The organism is Cellulomonas humilata, assembly GCF_013359775.1.
Lineage (GTDB): Bacteria > Actinomycetota > Actinomycetes > Actinomycetales > Cellulomonadaceae > Cellulomonas > Cellulomonas humilata.
Map to the genome: position 1 here is coordinate 21,561 of NZ_JABMCI010000057.1, position 19,312 is coordinate 40,872.

The window sequence follows — 19,312 nt, forward strand, 5'->3', positions numbered from 1 at the left end:
GGGTCGATCGATTGGGGGTGCATTGTGCCCTACGAGCTTGTGGGCGCCTGCGTAACTTCGACGCCAGCAAGTACGTCATCGACGATCGTGCGCAAGGTCGATCCTTCTGCCAGGCCGACGATGCGTGCCGCGACTCGGCCCTGCCGATCGAGCACCACGGTCGTCGGCACGGCTTGGACCGGGACGCCGGCGGCCAGCTGGGCGGCGATCGCGGCGCGATCGGTGTCCTCGATCGCCGGTTAGGGCACCGAGAACTCACGTTCGAAGGCCTGTGCCGTGCCCTGCGCGTCGGTCCGGTTGATCCCCAGGACACGCACTCTCTTGTCCACGTAGTCATTCGCCAACGAGGCCAGGTCCGGTGCTTCCTTGCGGCTCGGGGGGCATGCCGCGTACCAGGTGTTCAGCACTATGGCGTCTCCCAACCAGGCAAACGTGTCGATGGCCTCACCCTAATAGTCCGTCCCGGTGTCGAGATGCAAGACAGATTGACCGCGGCTGACCGTGGGACTTTGACCGAGCGGGCTCACTCAGTGAGTCCGGTCTATGTGCGGAGTGGTCTTGCCCGACAGTGGAGGCTCTTGAACGTCGGTGCGACGATGGCCTGATGGACGCGCTGCTTCGCTACTTTGACGGATGCCCGAACTGGCGGCTGGCAGAGCAACGACTGCGGGCGGCGCTGGACGGCACCGGCCACGGGGGCGTCGCGATTGCCCTCGAGCGAGTGGAGACCGAGGACGACGCAGCGCGTCTCAGCTTCACCGGGTCGCCGACGATCCTTCTCGACGGCGTCGACCCCTTCGGGCACCCGACCGCGCCGGCCGCGCTCAGCTGCCGGCTCTACTCGACGCGCGACGGACTGGAAGGGTTGCCCTCCGTGGACCAGCTGGTCGAGGTGCTGTCGTGACTGCATCGCCCAGTCGCCGCTCGACGCTCTGTGCTGGTGCTGCGGCTACTCGCAGGACGCGCTGTCGCACCTTGGCGCGCACCCGGAGGTCGCGGTCTGTGCGGGTTGTGCGAGGTACCTGAACCGCCGAGCGACCGAGGCCGCCGACCGTCGTCGACCTTCGATCGCTGGACGCGGGCGGGCCACGGTCCGGCTCGCCCGCGCGTTCGTGGTGCAGCAGGGCTGGCACGAGCGTCGTGTTATTGCACCAGTTCTCAGTTGGGCCGAGCGATTCCTGACCTGACGCACACGCACGAGGGTCACCAAGCGGCCGCGGGGGCTGTCAAGCCCTCCCACAAGAGTCGTGGTGCCATCGCGAATGGGTGAGCCGAAGCAGGGGTGGAGCACGTCACCAGCTTCCCGCACGCAGTAGCTCCTCTGGCCTCCCTAGGTACTATCGCGAATCGGCCAGCGGCGATAGCATCGCCACATGACGATGCCGAACGCCAGTGCGAGCCGCCCTCCCTCCACGCGTGCGCAGGAGGGGCTGTCGGCAGCTGCTTGCCTCTTCCACGGGTTCAGTGATCCGTCGCGGCTGGTCATCTTGCAGCACCTGGCACTCGGTGAGCACCGGGTGGTGGACCTCGTCGAGCACCTCGGCTTGGCGCAGTCGACGGTCTCGAAGCACCTGGTGTGCCTGCGTGACTGTGGGTTGGTCAGCTCGCGAGCACAGGGGCGCGCTTCGGTGTTCAGCCTGACGCACCCCGAGGCGTTGATGGACGTGTTTGCCGCGGCGGAGCGGCTGCTGGATCTGACTGGGGATGCCGTCACTTTGTGCCCCACGTTCGGTGTGGCCGGCACGGGCACCTTGTCCGCGACGGCTGTGCCGGCATGAGCCAGCCTGCACAGCTCACGGGCCTGGAGGTCGAGCGGCTCACCCGACGCGGGTTGCGGCTGGCCCAGTTCACCGTCGTCTACAACGTAGCCGAGGGGGCAATCGCGATCACCCTGGGGCTGATGGCAGGGCTGGTCTCGGTCGTCGGCTTCGGCATCGACTCAGGCATCGAGTCCATCGCGGCGGTCCTGGTCGGGATCCGGCTTGCGAGCCGTCTGCGTCACGGCGAGGCGGACGAGCGCAAGGAGCGCCTGACCCTGAAGGCAGTCGCAGCGACGTTCTTCCTGCTGGCGGCCTACGTGACCTTCGAAGGCATCCGGAGCCTGGTCGGCGGGGAGAGGCCGGAGACGTCTACTCCGGTGATCGTGCTGCTGGCGACCTCGATCATCGTGATGCCGGTGCTGGCGGCAATGAAGCGGGCGGTGGGGGTCCGCCTCGGGGACAACCTGATCCTCGCGGATGCCGCCGAGACCAGGATCTGTGTCTGGCTGAGCGTCTCGACCTTGGCCGGCGTCGCGCTCTTCCAGCTCACCGGTGCCGCCTGGCTCGACCCCGTCGCCGCGTTCATCATCGCCGCCTTCGCCATCCACGAGGGCAGGGAGGCCTGGGAGGGCGAGCTGGTCGAGGGCGACGACGATGACGACTGACACAGCCGCCCGTCTCGCCCTGGGCCTCTACGCAGTGGGCGTTGCGTGCACCTTCGGGCTTCGCACCTGGTTGCACATGCGGCGCACGGGGCACAGCGGCTATAAGGGAGTCTCCGGGACTCGGGGCTCGGCCGAGTGGTGGGGGGGCATCCTGTTCGTCGCTGCGCTGCTGCTCGCCGCGGCAGGCCCGGCCCTCGCGGTAGCCGGCCTTGTCACGGCGCCTGCGGGCGCCGGCGGCGCCCTGGGCTGGGTGGGGGCGATCGTGGCGATCGTCGGCTTCCTCGCGGTGCTGCTCGCCCAGTCCGGGATGGGTTCCTCGTGGCGGATCGGCGTCGACCGGACCGAAGTCACCGGCCTGGTCACGACCAGCATGTTCGCCGTTGTCCGAAACCCCATCTTCACCGCGATGGCGACCGCGCTCCTGGGGCTGACGCTGCTGGTGCCCACCGCTGTCAGCGCCGCAGCCCTGGTGTGCCTGATCGCCGCGATCGAGCTGCAGGTTCGGGTCGTCGAAGAGCCGTACCTGGCGCGCACTCACGGCGTGGAGTACTTGGACTACACCCGTCGGGTCGGCCGGTTCTTTCCCGGCGTGGGCCGGGCGCGACCCAGCGGCACTGTGCACACCGCAACCCACTCGCAATCTTCGAAGGACACGCTCTGATGGGCCACGATCACGACCACGCTCCCGCCGGCGCAGAGGATCACCGCAAGCGCCTCGCGGTCGCCTTCGCCATCACCGCGTCAATCCTGGTCGCTCAAGCGATCGGCGCCGTCGTCACTGGCAGCCTGGCGCTGCTCGTCGATACGGCTCATATGCTCACCGACGCCGGCGGCCTGCTCCTGGCACTGTTCGCCGCCTCGCTGACGCTGCGTCCAGCCTCCCCGCAACGCACCTGGGGCTACCGGCGGGCGGAGGTCCTTGCCGCGCTGGCCCAGTCGGCCGTCCTCCTCGCAGTGGGCATCTACGTCCTGGTCGAGGGCGTGCAGCGTCTGTTCGATCCGCCCGAGATCCCGGCCGGTGAGCTGGTCATCTTCGGGGTGATCGGGCTGGTCGGCAACATTGCGTCCCTGCTGGTGCTGTCCTCGAAGCGCTCCGCGAACTTCAACCTGCGAGCGGCCTTCCTTGAGGTGCTCAATGACGCGCTGGGTTCCGTGGCCGTCATCGCGGCGGCCATCGTGATTGCGACGACCGGGTGGCTGCAGGCTGATGCCGTGGCCGGTCTGCTCATCGGGGCGTTGATCGTGCCGCGGGCTCTGAAGCTGCTGAGCGAGACGATCAGGGTGCTGCTGGAGGCCACCCCACCGGGACTCGACCTGGACGCGGTCCGCACTCACCTCCTCGAGGTGGAGCACGTCCGGGAGGTCCACGACCTGCACGCGTCCCTCATCGCGACGGGACTACCCGTCCTGAGCGCGCACGTGGTGGTCGACGAGGGCTGCTTCAACGACGGTCACGCGGGCCGGATCCTGGACCAGCTCCAGGAGTGCGTCGCGACCCACTTCGATGTGCTTGTCGAGCACTCCACGTTCCAGGTCGAACCGGTCAGTCATCGCAGCCACGAGCATCCCAGCCATGCCTGAACCGCGCGCACTGCGCTCAGGCGAGCCGCTCGGTTCACAGGAAGCGGTCGCGTGTCCGAAGCGACCCACGCTGCGCACGCTGCATAACCTGCCGCTGGCCGCGCCATCTTCCCTGTCCCCCATCCCGGCCACTTCGGACATGCTGCGTCACGTCACTCCTCAGGGCGCGAGCCCCACGACCTCTGGCCGGATCCGAACCGGCCAGAGGCGGCGCCGGACGGTGGCTGCGTTGTTCTGCGCTGTGCTCATGGTGGCTGGCACCGGCGGCGGGGCAGGTCATGCCGAGCCGATCGACGATCGCCGGGCCGAGGCCGAGCGCCGCAGCAGCGCGGCAGACCGTCGCGCCGAAGAGCTGCGCGCCTCGATCGAGGGCCTCAGCGTCCAGCTCGGCCAAGCCGTGCTCGACCTGCAGGCCACGCAGTCCCGGCTGCCCGCCGCGCAGGCCGAGCTCGAAGCCGCACGTGCCACCTTGGAGGCGGCGCAGCGTGAGGCGATCATCGTCGCCAACCGGTTGCAGGACGCGACCGAGCAGCGCAGCAGCCTGACCGCGACCATCGCTGCAGACCGTGCCGATGCCGATGAGCTGCGCGCCGCCATGGGAGCCATGGCTCGAGAGGCCTACCGCGGCGCACCCGGGGTCTCGGCGCTGGACGTGATGCTGGATGCGGAGGACGCCAGCGACTTCCTGGACAACGCGCGACTCGTCGACGCAGCTCTCCGCAGCCAGGCCCGCGTCCTGGATGACCTGCGCCGAGTCGAGGCCACCAACCGCAACAGCGAGGCGCGTCTCGGCGCAGTCACCGACCGCGTGGCTGAGCTCAAGCAGGAGGCGGAAGCCAAGGTCGCCACGGCCGACGAGGCACGGCGCGTCGCCCAGGCGCGCGAGGACGAGATCGTGCGGCTGATCGCCGACCAGACCGCACGACAGAACACGATCACGGCCCTGAAGGCCCAGGCGGAGGCCGAACAGGCCGAGATCGACGCCCAGCGCGCCGCGATCGAGCGCGAGCTCGCCGCGATCATCGCCGAGCAACGCGCCGCCCGTGAGGCCGCTGAGGCGGCTGCGCGTGCCGCCGCGGAGGCAGCCGGGCAAAAGCCGCCACCAGTCGAGGCTCCGTCCGGTTCGGTGTCCGGCGCGGTGTTTGGCAACCCGACGTCGATCAACCCGATGTACGTCACATCGGAGTACGGGATGCGGTTGCACCCGATCCTGGGCTACGTGCGCCTGCACGCCGGAATCGATCTGCGCACCGGGTGCAACACCCCCCTGTACGCGCCGCGTGACGCGACGGTGCTGTGGTCGCAGTGGCGCAACGGCTTCGGCAACCAGGTCATGCTCGACTACGGCACCGTCGAGGGAAACTCGCTGATGAGCAGCTCCAACCACCTGACCCGATCAGTGGTCAGCGCCGGGCAGGGCGTGGCCAAGGGCCAGCTCATCGGCTACTCGGGCAACACCGGCCTGTCCGGTGCCTGCCACCTGCACTTCGAGGTCTACGTGAACGGGTCGACCGTGAACCCGAGGCCTCTGCTCGGCCGCTGAGCGGCAGCACTCACCCGGATAGGACCCACGATGAGCACGCACCCCGATCGCCCCACAGCCGCGACCAGCCGGCGACGCGCCACCACCCGCGCGGCCGCCGTGGCCGCCCTCTTGATCGCTCTGGCCGGCGGATGCGCCGCCGAGACCACCAAGACCAGCGGTCAGCCGGCCGACGTCGCCGACCAGGGCTACCTGTCCGGTGACGGCACGACCCAGACCTGGCCGGTCACCGACCGCGGTGAGGCCGTGACCCTGGTTGGCACCGACTACGAAGGTCAGGCCATCGACACCTCGGCCTGGCTCGGTGACGTCATCGTGCTGAACACCTGGTACGCCGCCTGCCCCCCGTGCCGCAAAGAAGCCCCGGACCTGGTCTCGTTGGCCAACGACTACGAGGACCAGGGCGTGCGCGTCCTGGGCATCAACCGCACCGACGCCAAGGGCACAGCTCAGGCGTTCCAACGCGAGTTCTCCGTGCCCTACCCCTCGATCGACGACACCGACGGCACCGCCATCGCCGAGCTCGCCACCGTTGTCCCGGTCCAAGCGGTCCCGACGACCGTGGTACTCGATCGGCAGGGCCGGGTCGCCGCCCGCATCGTTGGTTTAGCAGAGGGATCCACGCTGCGCACGATCGTCGAGGACGTCATCGCCGACGCTCAGATCGGCCCGACGCCCACAAGCTCGTAGGGCACAATGCACACCCACTCGATGCACACCCACTCGATGCACACCCGGACGCGAGGAGCGACGTGAGCACTCGGAAGCAGGCCGAGAAGGAACGCGCAGAGAAGCTCGCCTTGGTGCGAGCCGAGCAAGCGCGCAAGGAACGCCGCCGCAGCATGCTCATCTTCGGCACCGTCGCGGTCGTGCTCCTCGGACTGATCGGCACCACCGCGGTCGCCGTCGAGAGTGAGCGCAGGGCCGCGCTCGAGGCTGAGGTCGAAGCCGCGGTGCCGCTCGACGGGGTCGAGGAGTTCCCCGACCTCGGCCGTGATCACGTCGCCGAACCGGTCGCCTACGAGCAGTCCCCACCGGTCGGCGGCAACCACGCCGGCGTCTGGACCAACTGCGGCGTCTACGAGGACGTCCTGGTCAACGAGGAGTCCGTGCACTCCCTCGAACACGGCGCCGTGTGGATCACCTACACCGACGCCACACCCGAGGACCAGGTCGAAACCCTCAAGTCGCTGGCGCAGCGCAACCCCTACATGCTGCTCAGCCCGTTCGAGGGGCAGGCCGCACCGATCGTTGCCAGCGCCTGGGGCGTCCAGCTGTCCCTCGACGAGGCAGCTGACCCGCGGCTCGAGCAGTTCCTTGCGAAGTACCAGCAGGGCGAGCAGACGCCCGAGCCCGGAGCGCCGTGCACCGGGGGAACCGGAACCCCCGCGTGAGCGAGATGGACGACGACGACCGGCGGGTCCGACCCGGCCCGCTCGTCGCGATGTTCCTGCTCATCGTTGTCGCGGCAGCCGCCCTGGCGCTGTGGATCGGCATCAGCCTCGGGGGCGCAGCCGCCGCGGCGCCCGCCGCAGACTCGGTGGACGCCGGGTTCTCCCGAGACATGCAGACCCACCACGGCCAGGCCGTGCAGATGTCCATGTCGGTACTCGAGACGTCAGAGGATCCCGACGTTCGCACACTCGCACGCGACATCATGCTCACCCAGCAGCAGCAAGCCGGTCAGATGCATGGCTGGTTGACGCAATGGGATCTGCCGCAGACATCGTCGAGCGCCCCGATGGCCTGGATGTCCACCGGCGGTGACGACATGGCCGGTATGGAGCACGGGTCAACACAGACGCCGTCAGGTGACCTCCCGATGCCGGGCATGGCTGGTGCCGAGGACCTGGCCAGACTGAGTGCGGCGACCGGCTCTGAGGCGGATCGGCTCTACCTCCAGCTGATGATTCCGCATCACGAGGGTGGCGTTGAGATGGCGCAGGCAGCGGTCGCGATGGCAGCCGATGACGATGTCCGACGGTTGGCACAGGCGATCGTCGACTCCCAGAGCGCGGAGCTGACGGTGTTGCGGGACATGCTCGCTGAGCGCGGGGGCCCGCTGCCCAGTCCTTGACCCGGGCCATGCGACATCTCCTGCGGCAGGGTCGAGCCCGGCCACCGCAGTCCCGAGGGGTTAGTCCGCAGGAGGCGACGGCGGGCGCCGCCGCCAGAGAAGGACCGCGGTGACGATCCCGACAAGTAATAGGCCTCCGCTGATCGCGAAGAGCGGGCCGGCGCTGATGGCGCCGCCTGTGCTTCGCGCGTCCGCCACGGCTAGGTCGCTGGTTGTGGCCGGGATCGGCGCAGGCGGCGCGAGGCTGCTCTCTGAAGTGTTCGGTGTCGACTCCGCGACGGACGGTGTCTCTGCGGCGCCAGGATCCGGTGTCGGCGGGCTTGCAGCGGTGAACGTGAAGCTGCCCTCGATGGGATGGGCGTCCTCCGAGGTCACCCGCCACTGCACCGTGTAGAGCCCGGCAGGAAGATCACCACTCAGCGGCTGCGTCACGTTCGCGTCGATCAGCTGGGCCGGCTCCGTGCTCACGACGGCCCCGGCAGGATTGGTGATCACGAGCTCCGTGCCGAGCGCCATCGCGGTCGCGTCGAAGGTCAACGTGACCTGACATGATGGCGATTCCCCCGCTACTGGTGCTTGGCCGTCCAGGGACGCTGTTGCTGCGAGCCACGCCCCACGGACGCGTCGGACGGGTGGTCCTGATAGCGGCACGACGAGGACTGAGATCACGACCGGCACGAGTTGCGCTGCATCCGGGCTTCACGATCCCGCTGTTCCTGCTTAGCTTCTACGGGCTATACCTGAGCGACTTCGCTGCTTGGGCCCTGGCCGGCTGGGGTGGGCACGTAGCCCTCGAGGTGACCTTTCTCGTAGCGGGTGTGCTGTTCACCGCGCCCGTGCTCTCCACAGACCCGCTGCCACGCGCGCAGGGTCACGCGGGCCGCGCCGCCGACATGATCGTGGAGATGCCGCTGCACGCCTTCTTCGGTGTGATCGTCATGATGGCAACACGTCCCCTGATAGGCGCTTTCACCCATCCGCCTGCCGCATGGGGCGTCGATCTCGTGGCCGACCAGGGCGTCGCCGGTGGGCTCGCGTGGTCCTACGGTGAGCTGCCGTCGTTGGTCGTCCTGTTGATCATCTTCGCCCGATGGCAACGGGACGACGCACGCCGCGCGCAGTTGGCCGACCGGATTGTCGACCTGCACGGGAACGCAGAGCTCGATGCCTACAACGCCTACCTGCAGTCGCTCGACAGGCGCCCAGGAGCGCAGGCCTAGATGACCGTGACGAACCCTCCTTGGAGGCCTTGGTGCAGGAGTTCCATAGTCCGGCGAGCAGAGAGCGCGGGCTAGACAGCGGGTTGGAAGGAGGCGACGAGGCCCTGCAGCGACTGCGTCCACTCACCCCAAAGACCGGTGACCAGTGCGAGCCCGACGAGGACGAGCACAGCGCCTCCGGTGCGGGCGATAGCAAGGCGGCGCCGCCGGATCCAGGCGAGCAAGCGGCTGCTGCGGTGGACGCTGACAGCGACGAGCACGAACGGCAGGCCGAGCCCGACCGCGTAGGCACCCGAAAGCAGCGCGCCCCGAGAGGCCGAGCCGGTCTCGAGTGACAGAGCCATGACTGCCGCCAGAGTCGGTCCGATGCAGGGCGTCCAGCCGAGGCCGAACGTGATACCGAGGACTGGCGCGCCCCAGAGCGTGGCCCGCGGACGATGGTGAAGTCGAGCTTCACGTTGCAGGAACGGGACGCCACCGAGGAAGGCGACGCCCATCACGATGACGAGGCCCCCAAGCACCCGCGCGAGGGGGTCTTGCCAGCGCAGCAGCACTGAGCCAAGCGAACCGGCGAGGACGCCGAAGGCGATGAACACGGCGGCGAACCCTGCAACGAAGAGCGCTACGCCCAGCACCAGACGGCGGCGCCCAGCGGTCTGGTCAGCTCGATCGTCGGCGTCGAGGCACGTCCCGGGCACCGACTGGGCCGTCAGGCCTCCAAGAAACCCGAGATATCCAGGCACCAGGGGAAGGACGCATGGCGAGGCGAAGGAGGCGATTTCTGCCACCGCGGCGACCAGAAGCGCGAGAAGTGTGGGTCCAGAGAAGGCGGCCGCCGCGAAGGTGTCACCGATGCTCGTCACGGCAAGGCTGAGCGACGTCATTCACTCCGCCCGCCGGCCTGCCCTCGTGGCGTCGGTGTCAGCCCGCAGTCGGCACAGCACCCTGGCACGTCGCACGCGGCGTCACCGCAGTCGTCGCCGTCGTCGACCGCCAGAACGGCGTCCACGAGCAACGTCAGGGCTCTGACCAGGTGCAGGTCTGAGATCGCGTAGAGAGTCCGACGCCCCTTGACTGCACGACCACGGGGCCGCATCCGCGCAGACACGTGAGGTGGTTCGACACGTTGGAACGGGTCAGGTGCAGGGCATCTGCAAGATCGGCCGGATAGGCCGGCCCCGACAGCAGCGCCGTCAATACTCGTGCCCGGCTGGGTCAGCCATCTCGCGTCCCAAGCGATTCATGACGCCGAGTCGTGCTTCAGTCGTCAGCATGCGCTGAACCATACAGCCGGCAATGAACTATGCGAGGCCCCAGCGGTGCTGCCCTTGCGATCTTCAGCACCTCTTCATCGATTGCCGCTCGGTTCTTGATGACGGCTGGCGAGAGTGGGCACAAGGCGCCGAGCGGCGCCCGATCGAACGGCAGGAGATCGCCATGGTTCCGTGGTGCGCGCAGATGGGTGCGGCTGGCTGGGTGTCGATGGTCGCGTTCTGGTTGGTCGTCGTCGGGCTCGCGGTGTGGTCAGTGAGCCGCCTGTTCCCCGCACAGGTCGCCAGCGATCCTCGGGCGATCCTTGAGAGCCGACTTGCGTCGGGGGAGATCTCGCCGGAGACCTACAGGTCTCTCAGAGGCGAGCTCGACGTGGCAGCGCTGGCAGGAAAAGAGGGGTTCTGATGAAGGGTCACACGAGGTACATGGTCATCGCTGGGGCCGCGGCCCTGGTGGGACTCCTCCTGTTCGGTGTGAGCGTGACGGAGGCGCTCCTCTGGGCGTTCGTGCTGGTCTGCCCGGTGATGTTGATCGTGATGCTCTTCACGATGCGTGCGGAGGAACACCAGCATGGCCCTGAGGATCGGGAGAGCGGCGCACGCGAGAACAGGACACCGGAGCACAAGACCTTCGGCCCGCGGTACCCGCACGGGCGTCTGCGCGGCTGACACCAGATCGGGTTCGGCGTGTCGGGCTGCGCCTACGGGGATGTCGTCAGGCAGCGATCAGGAAGCTGCCGGCGGCAGGTCGATGTCGAATGACGATCCGTGACCCAGGCCCGCGCTGTGAGCCGCGACCGTCCCGCCGTGCGCGACCACGATCGCGCGAACGATCGCGAGACCGATCCCCGAACCGCCGCGATCCCGGTCGCGTGCCGTGTCCACCCGGTAGAAGCGTTCGAACACGAGGCTGAGCTGGCTGGGGTCGATGCCCTCCCCGGTGTCGGCGACCGCGAGCCGGACGAGACCCGTCTCGGTCAGGTGCGCGCCGAGGCGCACGGATCCGCCGAGGGGTGTGTGTCGTAGGGCGTTGTCGAGCAGGTTGCCCAGCACCTGGCTCATCCGGTCGGCGTCGACCGCGAGAGGAGGCAGCCCGGGCTGGACATCAAGGGTGAGTTCGACGCCGGCGGTGGCGTATCGGCTTCTCGCGGCGTCGAACGCCGTGGTCAGGAGTGCGTCCGCGGAGGTTCTTGCGAGAACAAGGTTGCGTGCCCCCTGCTCCGCCTTCGTCACTGCCGCGAGGTCGGCGGCGAGGCGCGCCAGTCGAGCGCCCTGGTCGCGCAGCACCCTCACGGTCTGCGGCGTCATCGTGGCCACTCCGTCCTCGATCCCCTCCAGGTAGGCGCCGATGACCGCGACGGGGGTGCGGACCTCGTGTGCGACGTCGGCGAGCAGCCGTTTCCGGAGGGCGTCGCTGTCCTCGAGCTGGCGCGCCATGTCGTTGAAGGCGTCGGCGAGCTGGTCGAACTCGACACCGAGCGACGGGCGGGCAACGCGGGAGTCGAGATGTCCCGCCGCGATACGGGTCGCTGCCGCGGACAGGGTGCCGAGGGAGGCCGCGATGCGCCGGGTCAGGAACACGCTCACGGCGAGCGATGCGACCACGGATGCTGCGAGGGCGATGGCCAGGGCCAGTGCGCTGGCTGACTGGAAGGCCTCTTCGGCGTGCAGCACGGCCATGGGTTCTGCCTCGACGCCCGCCTCGACCATGTGCCGGTGGAAGACCACGGGTCCGACCGCCCCAGCGACGATCCACGCGGTGACGCCACCGGCCAGGACGACGAGGGTCATGGCCGCCAGGAGCCTGCCGGCGAGCCCCCATCTAGGCGACCTCATCCGCCGGTTCCGATGCGGTAGCCGACACCCCGGACGGTGCGGACGTAGCGCTGCGCGTCGGCCGTGTCGCCGAGCTTCTGCCGCACGTGCAGCACGTGGACGTCGACCAGGTGCTCGTCACCGACCCAGTTGTCGCCCCACACGGCCTCGATCAGGACGCGTCGGCTGAAGACGATGTGCGGGCTGCCGGCAAGCGCGGCCAGCACATTGAACTCTGTCCGAGTGAGCGGCACGGGGTCGCCGTCCAGGAGGACCTCGCGGCCGGGCAGGTCGATCGAGAGGGCGCCGATGCGCAGCGGCTCGCTCGCTGCTGTGGGGCCGTCGGCGGCGCGTCGCGGTCTGCGGAGCAGAGCGGCGATGCGTGCCTGTAGCTCGCGCGGGCTGAACGGCTTGGTCATGTAGTCATCGGCGCCGACCGACAGGCCGATCAAGGTGTCGATCTCCTCGCTGCGTGCGGTGAGCATCACCACGTAGCAGTCGGAGAACGTGCGCAGCTGGCGGCAGACCTCCACGCCGTCCATCCCGGGAAGTCCCAGGTCGAGCACCACGACGTCCGGATCGACCGAGCGGGCAGCGGTGAGGCCCTCGGGGCCGTCGTGGGCGAGGTGCACCTCGAAGCCGTCCCGTTCGAGGTAGCCGGCGACGAGCGCGGCCAAGGCCTTCTCGTCGTCAATCACTAGGGCGCGTCGGGGGGACGGCATCTGCTGGGCCATGGAGCCCATTGTGGACGGAGCCGTCGGCCGTCTCGCGGGACCACCTAGCCCGGCTCGACGTCTTCATCAAACGCTCATGAAACCGCGACGGCAGCACAGCACGAGTCAGAGACCGTGGAGCCAGCACCGCAGCCCATCACCCGTTGGAGACTCCGTGAACGACCAGACATCGACGCCACCGGTACCGGTAGTCGTCGTCCACGCCGAGGCGTGCCACCTCTGTGACGACGCCGCCAAGGCGCTCACCGAGCTGTCCCGGACGCTGCCCCTCGAGGTGCGGGTCGTCGAGCTGGAGTCCGCGGAGGGGGCGTCGCTGGTGGCTGTCCACCGTCCCGCGATGAACCCGCTCGTGCTAGTCGACGGCGCGTACTTCAGCGCCGGGCGGCTGCCGCGCAAGAAGCTGGCCAAGCTGCTCGAGCGGCGTACCTCCCAGCACAACTCATCCGCGGGGGCATGAGGTGGGCGCCGAGCTCTTGACCACGGGGAGCATCCTGGCCGCGTTCTTCGCCGGCGGTGTCGCGCTGTTCGCGCCGTGCTGCATCGTGTTCCTGGCACCCAGCTACCTGGCCGGAGCGATCAAGAACCGCCGGTGGCGCCTGCTGCCGCTGACCTTCATCTTCGCCGCGGGCCTCGCACTGGTGCTGGTGCCGATCACGCTCGGGATGAGCCTGCTCTCCGGTGCGATCGCGAGATACCACGGCCCGCTGTACTGGGCGGGCGGGCTGCTCATGATCGCCCTGGCTGTGCTCGCGCTGTCGGGGAAGATGTGGTCGCTGCCCAGCTTCCTGCGGGCCCCGGACACCAGCCGCGGCGACTCGGCCAGCTTCTTCGCGCTCGGTGTCTTCTCCGGCGTGGCCTCCAGCTGCTGCGCTCCCGTCCTCGCCGGTGTCATGACCCTGTCCGCGCTGTCCGGCTCCGCCATCGGCGGGCTGACGCTGGGACTGGCCTATGTGTTCGGCATGGTCTTCCCGCTCTTCGTGATGGCGCTGATCTGGGACAAGGCGAGGCTGGGGGAGCGCAAGCTCCTGCGCGCCAGGCTGGTGCGCATCCGCATCGCCGGCCGCGTCATCGTGACCAACACGCTGAACATCGCGGTGGCCGTCGGCTTCGTCGTGATGGGCGTGTTCATCATCGCCCTGGCCGGCGACGCGAACATGACCGGCGGCACGCAGGCCCAGGACACGGCCGCGAGCACGCTCACCGAGGTCTTCCTGGCGGTGCAGCGGTTCGTCAGCCCGGTCCCGGAACCCATCCTGGGGGCCGGGCTGTTGGCCCTCGCCGGCCTGTTCGTCGTGGCGATGCTCTCCGAACGTCGTCGCCGAGCCGGCCGAGCGCCCGACGGCGCCACGTCCCAGGTGCCACCTGAGCCCGTCGACGGGCACCCGTCGTTGGGCGATGCGGCGAACGACGCCGGAGTCCCGTCCTGTCACTCCACGCCCACCACCACGCCTACACAGCAAGGAACAGCGCGATGACCTCCGGAACCGCCAGCCGTCGCCAGGCCGAGCACCAGCAGAGGCTCGAGGAGCTCAGGCAGATCGAGGCCCGAACCAAGCGCCGCCGTCGACGCTTCGGCCTGGCCGCGTGGGCCGCAGGCTTCCTGGTCGTCGCGACGCTGGTCACTGTGGCGTTGCTCAGCTCCCGCCCGGTCGTCTCGGCGGAGACGCGCCAAGCTCCTGGGTTCACCCTCCCGACCTCGGACGGGCAGACGGTCTCCCTCTCATCATTCCTCGGTGAACCCGTGATCCTGTACTTCAACGAGGGTGCTGGGTGCGATGCGTGCCTGCAGCAGATGGCTGAGATCGAGAAGGAGCCCGGCTTCGCGGCGGCCGGCATCACCGTGCTGCCGATCGTCATGAACACCGCCGAGCAGATCAACGCCGATCGCGACCGGCTCGGCGTGGCCACCCCGTTCCTGCTGGACGACGGCAAGATCTCGAAGGCCTACGGAACCCTCGGCACCGGCATGCACGAGGGCCTTCCAGGCCACGGGTTCGTCCTCATCGACGCCGACGGCGTCCAGCAGTGGTACGGGAACTACCCCTCCATGTGGCTCGAGCCCAAGGAGCTGCTCGACGAGGCCACCAGCCGGCTCTAGGCAGCCCACCAGCCCAGGCCAGACCCCACCCATGAGACAACGGAGAAGTGACGATGACCGGTTGCTGCAAGGAGAACGGCACGGCCGACCAGTGCTGTCGCACTGAGTCCGCGGAGCGCGACCACGCCACGGCACCCGCACCGGAGGCCCACACGTGCGCCGGCGATCACCAGCTGGAGGTGGCCGAGCAACTGTGAGAGTGCACGGTGTGGCTAGGCCAGGGGATCGGGCCCCACGGTGACGGATTGATCTTGCTTCACCAGCCAAGACTCCAGGGCATCGTTGCCAATCAAGGCCCGGCCAGCCATAGCCGGCAGCTCACGCCGCCAGCACGGTGATGTCCGCGACGATGAACCGTGGCAACCTGACGGACTGCAGGCTGTTGTGGACACGGGCAAGCGAGGAGGCGCGACGACGTGCGCGTGACGACTGCCCGGGACGAATCCCGACCTCATCCGATCTGTGGATGCTGCGGGCAGCAGAGGCGCCGTCTGGCCGAGCTGGGGTCGGTGCCGGGGGTGTTCATCTGCCGGCGGTGTGCGGTGTGGGCCTGGCGGCGGGCGTCCCTCCGCTGACAGTCAGTCGGTCGTGATGACGTCGCAGACGCCGTCTTCGCGGCAGGTCGCGGGATTCAGCGTGGCGGCTCGGTCGCGGAGCCGGCGGACCTCGGCGCGGGTGGCCTGGAGTTCCGTGATGCGCTCGTCGAGTGCGGCAGCGTGCCGGTCGAGCAGTGCGGTGACGTGCCCGCACGGCGGTCCTTGACTTTCGCGGACAGTGATGACGGTCCGGATCTCGGCCAGGCTCAGCCCGGCTGCCTGCGCGGCGCGGACGAAGCGAAGCCGGACGAGCGCGGTCTCGTCGTAGTCGCGGTATCCCGATGCCGTCCGGGCCGGCCGCGGCAGTACCTGCGCTTGCTCGTAGAACCTCAGGGTCTTCGTCGTCATACCTGCCTGCCCCGCCAGCTCCCCGATCCGCATGCTTAAGGCTACGGCTTGACATTGCCGTGCGGTGGAACGTCTACGGTCCGTCGATGAGCATCGACGAGACGTGGGACCTGGTCGTCATCGGCAGCGGGGGCGCGGCGATGGCAGCTGGGATCGAGGCCAGGTCGCGTGGGAAGTCGGTCCTGCTGGTCGAGCACACAGCGCTGGGCGGTACGTGCCTGAACGTGGGATGTGTCCCGAGCAAAAACCTGCTCGCGGCCGCCGGACACCGGCACCGGGCGCTGGCGAACCCTTTCCCGAGCGTCCCGACCGACGCCGGGGGTGTGGACCTCGCAGCATTGATGACCCAGAAGCAGGAGTTGATCGACCGGCTCCGTCAGGCGAAGTACGCCGACGTGGCCGACGCGCACGGCTTCCCGGTCTGCTACGGACACGCTCAATTCGTCGACACGCAGACCCTGGAGGTCGACGGTGAGCGGGTTTTCGCCTGGGCGTACGTCGTGGCGACGGGCTCGGCGGCGCGCATCCCGGACCTGCCGGGCATGGGCGCGGTCGACCCGCTGACGAGCACTACCGCGATGGAGCTGCAGGACTTGCCATCCTCGATGGTGATCCTCGGCGGCGGGTACGTCGGGCTGGAGCAGGCCCAGCTCTGGTCGCACCTCGGTGTCGCTGTCACCCTGGTCGGCCGGCTCGCCCCATATGCAGAGCCCGAGGTCGCCGATGTGCTGCGGGCCGTCTTCGCGGACGACGGCATCACCGTCGTGGAGGAACGCGCGGTCGAGGTCGAATCGACCGCCAGCGGCGCCGTGGTGGTCCGGACCGAGCGAGGCGCGGAGGTGACCGGTCAGCGGCTGCTCGTGGCGACCGGCCGGTGCCCGAACACCGCCAGCCTCGGGCTTGACGCGGCCGGGGTCCAGACCGACGACCGCGGTTTCGTCACCGTCGACGAGCACCAGCGCACGAGCAACCCGCGAATCTTCGCCGCCGGCGACGTCACCGGTGCCCCCCAGTACGTCTACGTCGCTGCCCAGACCGGGCACGCGGCCGCCGCCGGAGCCCTCGGCCAGCCCACCGTCGTGAACTACCTCGGCCTGCCCGCGGTCACGTTCACAACCCCGCAACTCGCGTCCGCGGGACTCACAGAGCAGCAGGCACTGACCGCCGGGCACGTCTGCGACGTGCGCGTCCTCGACGCCAAGGACATCCCCAGGGCACTGGCCAACCGCGACACCCGCGGCGCCCTGAAGCTCGTCATCGACGCCACCACCCGCAAAGTCCTCGGGGTCCACGCCGCGCTCGACGGCGCTGGCGATGTCATGCTCGCCGCGACCTACGCGATCAAGTACGGCCTGACCGTCGACGACCTCGCCGATACCTGGGCCCCGTACCTGACGATGAGCGAGGCGGTGCGGATCTGCGCCGGGCTGTTCCGCAGTGACATGCCGACGAGCTGCTGCGCGTGAACGTGAGTAGCAAGTACCGACCAGCACGGAGTGACGGCGCCCGCCGAGCGATTCGCCGCAGTCCCAATCTGTGCTGCGCCGTCTCCTAGATCTTCACGGCATTCGCGAGCCCGTGGCTGGACGCGGGCAGATGTGGCCAGATCAAGCCGTCAGGGTGGGGCCGGTACGAGTTGGCAGGGTGACCGGAGCCGCCGTCTGCGGAACAGGTTGGCGGTGAGCACGAACCTGTCGCCTGACGGACGCCGACTTCATCAGATCTTTACGGTCCGCTGGGACGATTACTGCAGGCGCCCGCGTTATGACTGGTAGCAGATACCCCATAGGGGTATGCAAAAGCAGGCGAGCCGACGAGAGATGCGGGAGCGGTCATGAAGGTCGAGACGACAGTCCTGGAAGTGGGGGGCCTGCACTGGGCGACCTCCGAGCCGATCGTGGAACGCGCGTTAGCCCGGCGCCCCGGCGTCCTGAATGTGGAGGCCAACGCGCTGGCCCAGACCGCGAACGTTACCTACGACGCCGACCAGACCTCCCTGGCCCAGCTCGTCGGCTGGGTCACCGAGTGCGGCTACCACTGCGAGGGGCGCTCCGTCCCGCAGCACATCTGCGAGCCGATGGACGACCCGGCCAGTAGGACGCCCGCGTCCAGCGCTGATCACGCGGCGCCGTCCCACGACGACGGGCCCGCGCACGAGCACCACGGAGGCCACGGTGCGCCCGCGCCGATGTCGGCTCAGGACGCGATGGGCCACGGCGGTCACCACGGTGGCGGCTCGATGGCGGACATGGTCCGCGACATGCGCAACCGCTTCCTGGTCGCGCTGCTGCTGTCGATCCCGATCCTGCTGTGGTCGCCGATCGGTCGCGAGCTCATCGGGTTCTCGGCCGGCACCCCGTTCGGCCTGCGCGACGACGTGTTCAGCCTGCTGCTCTCGCTGCCGGTGATCTTCTACTCCGCGTGGATCTTCTTCGACGGCGCCTACCGGGCGCTGCGGGCGCGGACGCTGGACATGATGGTGCTGGTCGCCGTCGGTGTGGGCACCGGGTGGCTGTACAGCCTGTGGATCACCCTGACCGGCGGCGGTGAGGTCTTCTACGAGGCCGCCACGGTCCTGACGACCTTCGTCCTGCTGGGCCACTGGGTCGAGATGCGAGCCCGGGGCGGCGCGAACGACGCCGTCCGGACACTGCTCGAGCTCGCTCCCGACACAGCCGTCGTGCTGCGCGACGGATCCGAGGTCGAGGTCCCCACGGCTGACGTGGTCGTCGGAGACCTGGTCCTCGTGCGGCCCGGAGCGAAGGTCCCCGTGGACGCGGTCGTCGAGGTGGGGGAGTCCGAGGTCGACGAGTCGATGGTTACCGGAGAGAGCCTGCCGGTGCCGAAGGCTCCCGGGTCGCAGGTGATCGGTGCGTCGATCAACACCACCGGGGCCCTCCGCGTGCGGGCCGCCAAGGTCGGCTCGGACACCGCCCTGGCCCAGATCGTCGCCATGGTCCAGGAGGCGCAGAACTCCAAGGCGCCCGGCCAACGGCTCGCCGACCGCGCAGCGTTCTGGCTCGTGCTCGTCGCCCTCGTCGGCGGGACCGTTACCTTCCTCGCCTGGACCCTCGCCGGGGCCAGCGTGCCCACCGCGATGCTGTTCGCCATCACCGTGGTCGTGATCACCTGCCCCGACGCCCTCGGCCTTGCCACCCCGACCGCCATCATGGTCGGCACCGGCCTGGGCGCCCGCCGCGGCGTCCTGTTCAAGAACGCGACCGCACTGGAGACCTCGGCACGCATCGACACCGTCGTGATGGACAAGACCGGCACCCTGACCAAGGGCGAGCCCGAGGTCACGGACCTGATCGTCGACCACCTTCCCGAGCTGGAGGTCCTCGCGCTGGCGGCCGCCGTAGAACGCGAGTCGGAGCACCCACTGGCACGCGCCGTCGTCGAGCATGCCGTACACCTCGGTGCCGCGGTGCTCACCGCCGACGACTTCCGGAACGTCCCCGGTCACGGCGCCGGCGCCACGGTGAACGGTCACCGGGTGCTCGTCGGCAACCAGCGCCTGATGTCCGCCGAGGGTGTCCCGCTCGGCGATCTGTCCGCCACGCGTGACGCGCTCGCGCAGTCGGGCAGGACCGCCGTGCTCGTC

At 69.1% G+C, this 19,312-nt stretch carries 23 protein-coding genes and 1 pseudogene; 17 read left to right on the forward strand and 7 right to left on the reverse strand.

The window, feature by feature from the left end; genetic code table 11:
• Positions 1-239: 239 nt before the first annotated feature.
• Positions 240-422: a TlpA disulfide reductase family protein gene (locus HP550_RS22200; protein ID WP_246280656.1), complete on the reverse strand. Its 183-nt coding sequence runs from the start codon at positions 420-422 to the stop codon at positions 240-242.
• A gap of 182 nt (positions 423-604) precedes the next feature.
• Between HP550_RS22200 and HP550_RS07050 the strand changes: the two genes are divergently transcribed.
• From HP550_RS07050 to HP550_RS07090, 9 genes are all read left to right on the forward strand, one after another.
• Positions 605-904 (forward strand): thioredoxin family protein, encoded by a 300-nt coding sequence (locus tag HP550_RS07050; protein ID WP_175346882.1) that lies wholly within the window; start codon positions 605-607, stop codon positions 902-904.
• A 469-nt stretch (positions 905-1,373) separates the two neighbouring features.
• Entirely contained in the window at positions 1,374-1,778 is a 405-nt protein-coding gene (locus HP550_RS07055) for an ArsR/SmtB family transcription factor (RefSeq protein ID WP_425484424.1), read from the forward strand.
• Between the two features lie 53 nt (positions 1,779-1,831).
• A complete protein-coding gene (locus HP550_RS07060; protein ID WP_246280657.1) occupies positions 1,832-2,425 on the forward strand; it encodes a cation efflux transmembrane domain-containing protein in 594 nt (197 codons plus the stop codon).
• Entirely contained in the window at positions 2,415-3,086 is a 672-nt protein-coding gene (locus HP550_RS07065; protein WP_175346884.1) for a methyltransferase family protein, read from the forward strand. Before HP550_RS07060 ends, HP550_RS07065 begins: the two co-directional genes overlap by 11 nt.
• Positions 3,086-4,006: a cation diffusion facilitator family transporter gene (locus HP550_RS07070; RefSeq protein ID WP_175346885.1), complete on the forward strand. Its 921-nt coding sequence runs from the start codon at positions 3,086-3,088 to the stop codon at positions 4,004-4,006. The genes HP550_RS07065 and HP550_RS07070 overlap by 1 nt, the downstream gene beginning before the upstream one ends.
• A complete protein-coding gene (locus HP550_RS07075) occupies positions 3,999-5,549 on the forward strand; it encodes a murein hydrolase activator EnvC family protein (protein WP_175346886.1) in 1,551 nt (516 codons plus the stop codon). The genes HP550_RS07070 and HP550_RS07075 overlap by 8 nt, the downstream gene beginning before the upstream one ends.
• A gap of 30 nt (positions 5,550-5,579) precedes the next feature.
• Entirely contained in the window at positions 5,580-6,239 is a 660-nt protein-coding gene (locus HP550_RS07080; RefSeq protein ID WP_175346887.1) for a TlpA family protein disulfide reductase, read from the forward strand.
• Between the two features lie 62 nt (positions 6,240-6,301).
• Entirely contained in the window at positions 6,302-6,943 is a 642-nt protein-coding gene (locus tag HP550_RS07085; protein WP_175346888.1) for a DUF3105 domain-containing protein, read from the forward strand.
• A gap of 5 nt (positions 6,944-6,948) precedes the next feature.
• Positions 6,949-7,626, forward strand: coding sequence for a DUF305 domain-containing protein (locus HP550_RS07090; RefSeq protein ID WP_246280663.1), 678 nt, complete (start codon positions 6,949-6,951; stop codon positions 7,624-7,626).
• Positions 7,627-7,686: 60 nt separating this feature from the next.
• Here the strand turns inward: HP550_RS07090 and HP550_RS07095 are convergent, their stop codons facing one another.
• Entirely contained in the window at positions 7,687-8,163 is a 477-nt protein-coding gene (locus HP550_RS07095) for a copper resistance CopC family protein (protein ID WP_175346890.1), read from the reverse strand.
• Between the two features lie 11 nt (positions 8,164-8,174).
• On the opposite strand from HP550_RS07095, the gene HP550_RS07100 reads away from it, so the two are divergent.
• Positions 8,175-8,846, forward strand: coding sequence for a cytochrome c oxidase assembly protein (locus HP550_RS07100; protein WP_175346891.1), 672 nt, complete (start codon positions 8,175-8,177; stop codon positions 8,844-8,846).
• Between the two features lie 71 nt (positions 8,847-8,917).
• Here HP550_RS07100 and HP550_RS07105 read toward each other — a convergent pair whose 3' ends face one another.
• On the reverse strand, positions 8,918-9,730 hold the full coding sequence (locus HP550_RS07105) for a cytochrome c biogenesis CcdA family protein (protein WP_175346892.1): 813 nt from the start codon (positions 9,728-9,730) through the stop codon (positions 8,918-8,920).
• A pseudogene (locus HP550_RS07110) lies at positions 9,727-10,120 on the reverse strand (ArsR/SmtB family transcription factor). Before HP550_RS07110 ends, HP550_RS07105 begins: the two are co-directional and overlap by 4 nt.
• A 22-nt stretch (positions 10,121-10,142) precedes the next feature.
• Here HP550_RS07110 and HP550_RS22205 point away from each other — a divergent pair.
• Both HP550_RS22205 and HP550_RS07120 read left to right on the forward strand, forming a co-directional pair.
• Positions 10,143-10,523 (forward strand): hypothetical protein, encoded by a 381-nt coding sequence (locus HP550_RS22205; RefSeq protein ID WP_246280658.1) that lies wholly within the window; start codon positions 10,143-10,145, stop codon positions 10,521-10,523.
• 20 nt (positions 10,524-10,543) lie between these two features.
• On the forward strand, positions 10,544-10,786 hold the full coding sequence (locus HP550_RS07120; RefSeq protein ID WP_175346893.1) for a hypothetical protein: 243 nt from the start codon (positions 10,544-10,546) through the stop codon (positions 10,784-10,786).
• 57 nt (positions 10,787-10,843) lie between these two features.
• On the opposite strand, the gene HP550_RS07125 is transcribed toward HP550_RS07120, so the two are convergent.
• Positions 10,844-11,908 carry a sensor histidine kinase gene (locus HP550_RS07125; protein WP_246280659.1) on the reverse strand — a complete coding sequence of 355 codons (1,065 nt, stop codon included), beginning with the start codon at positions 11,906-11,908 and terminating at the stop codon, positions 10,844-10,846.
• A 41-nt stretch (positions 11,909-11,949) separates the two neighbouring features.
• Positions 11,950-12,675: a response regulator transcription factor gene (locus HP550_RS07130; protein WP_175346895.1), complete on the reverse strand. Its 726-nt coding sequence runs from the start codon at positions 12,673-12,675 to the stop codon at positions 11,950-11,952.
• Between the two features lie 145 nt (positions 12,676-12,820).
• Between HP550_RS07130 and HP550_RS07135 the strand changes: the two genes are divergently transcribed.
• The 3 genes from HP550_RS07135 to HP550_RS07145 are packed head-to-tail and all read left to right on the forward strand — an operon-like array spanning position 12,821 to position 14,764.
• Positions 12,821-13,123, forward strand: a complete 303-nt coding sequence (locus tag HP550_RS07135) for a glutaredoxin (protein WP_175346896.1) — start codon at positions 12,821-12,823, stop codon at positions 13,121-13,123.
• A 1-nt stretch (position 13,124) separates the two neighbouring features.
• Positions 13,125-14,141 carry a cytochrome c biogenesis protein CcdA gene (locus tag HP550_RS07140; RefSeq protein ID WP_175346897.1) on the forward strand — a complete coding sequence of 339 codons (1,017 nt, stop codon included), beginning with the start codon at positions 13,125-13,127 and terminating at the stop codon, positions 14,139-14,141.
• On the forward strand, positions 14,138-14,764 hold the full coding sequence (locus HP550_RS07145; protein WP_175346898.1) for a peroxiredoxin family protein: 627 nt from the start codon (positions 14,138-14,140) through the stop codon (positions 14,762-14,764). Before HP550_RS07140 ends, HP550_RS07145 begins: the two co-directional genes overlap by 4 nt.
• Positions 14,765-15,342: 578 nt before the next feature.
• On the opposite strand, the gene HP550_RS07150 is transcribed toward HP550_RS07145, so the two are convergent.
• Complete coding sequence (locus HP550_RS07150) at positions 15,343-15,741, reverse strand: heavy metal-responsive transcriptional regulator (protein WP_056091086.1); 399 nt, start codon at positions 15,739-15,741, stop codon at positions 15,343-15,345.
• A 59-nt stretch (positions 15,742-15,800) separates the two neighbouring features.
• On the opposite strand from HP550_RS07150, the gene merA reads away from it, so the two are divergent.
• Positions 15,801-17,174, forward strand: a complete 1,374-nt coding sequence (gene merA / locus HP550_RS07155) for a mercury(II) reductase (protein WP_425484425.1) — start codon at positions 15,801-15,803, stop codon at positions 17,172-17,174.
• 368 nt (positions 17,175-17,542) lie between these two features.
• Positions 17,543-19,312: heavy metal translocating P-type ATPase (locus HP550_RS07160; RefSeq protein ID WP_175346900.1), on the forward strand; the 1,770-nt coding region annotated here is incomplete at its 3' end.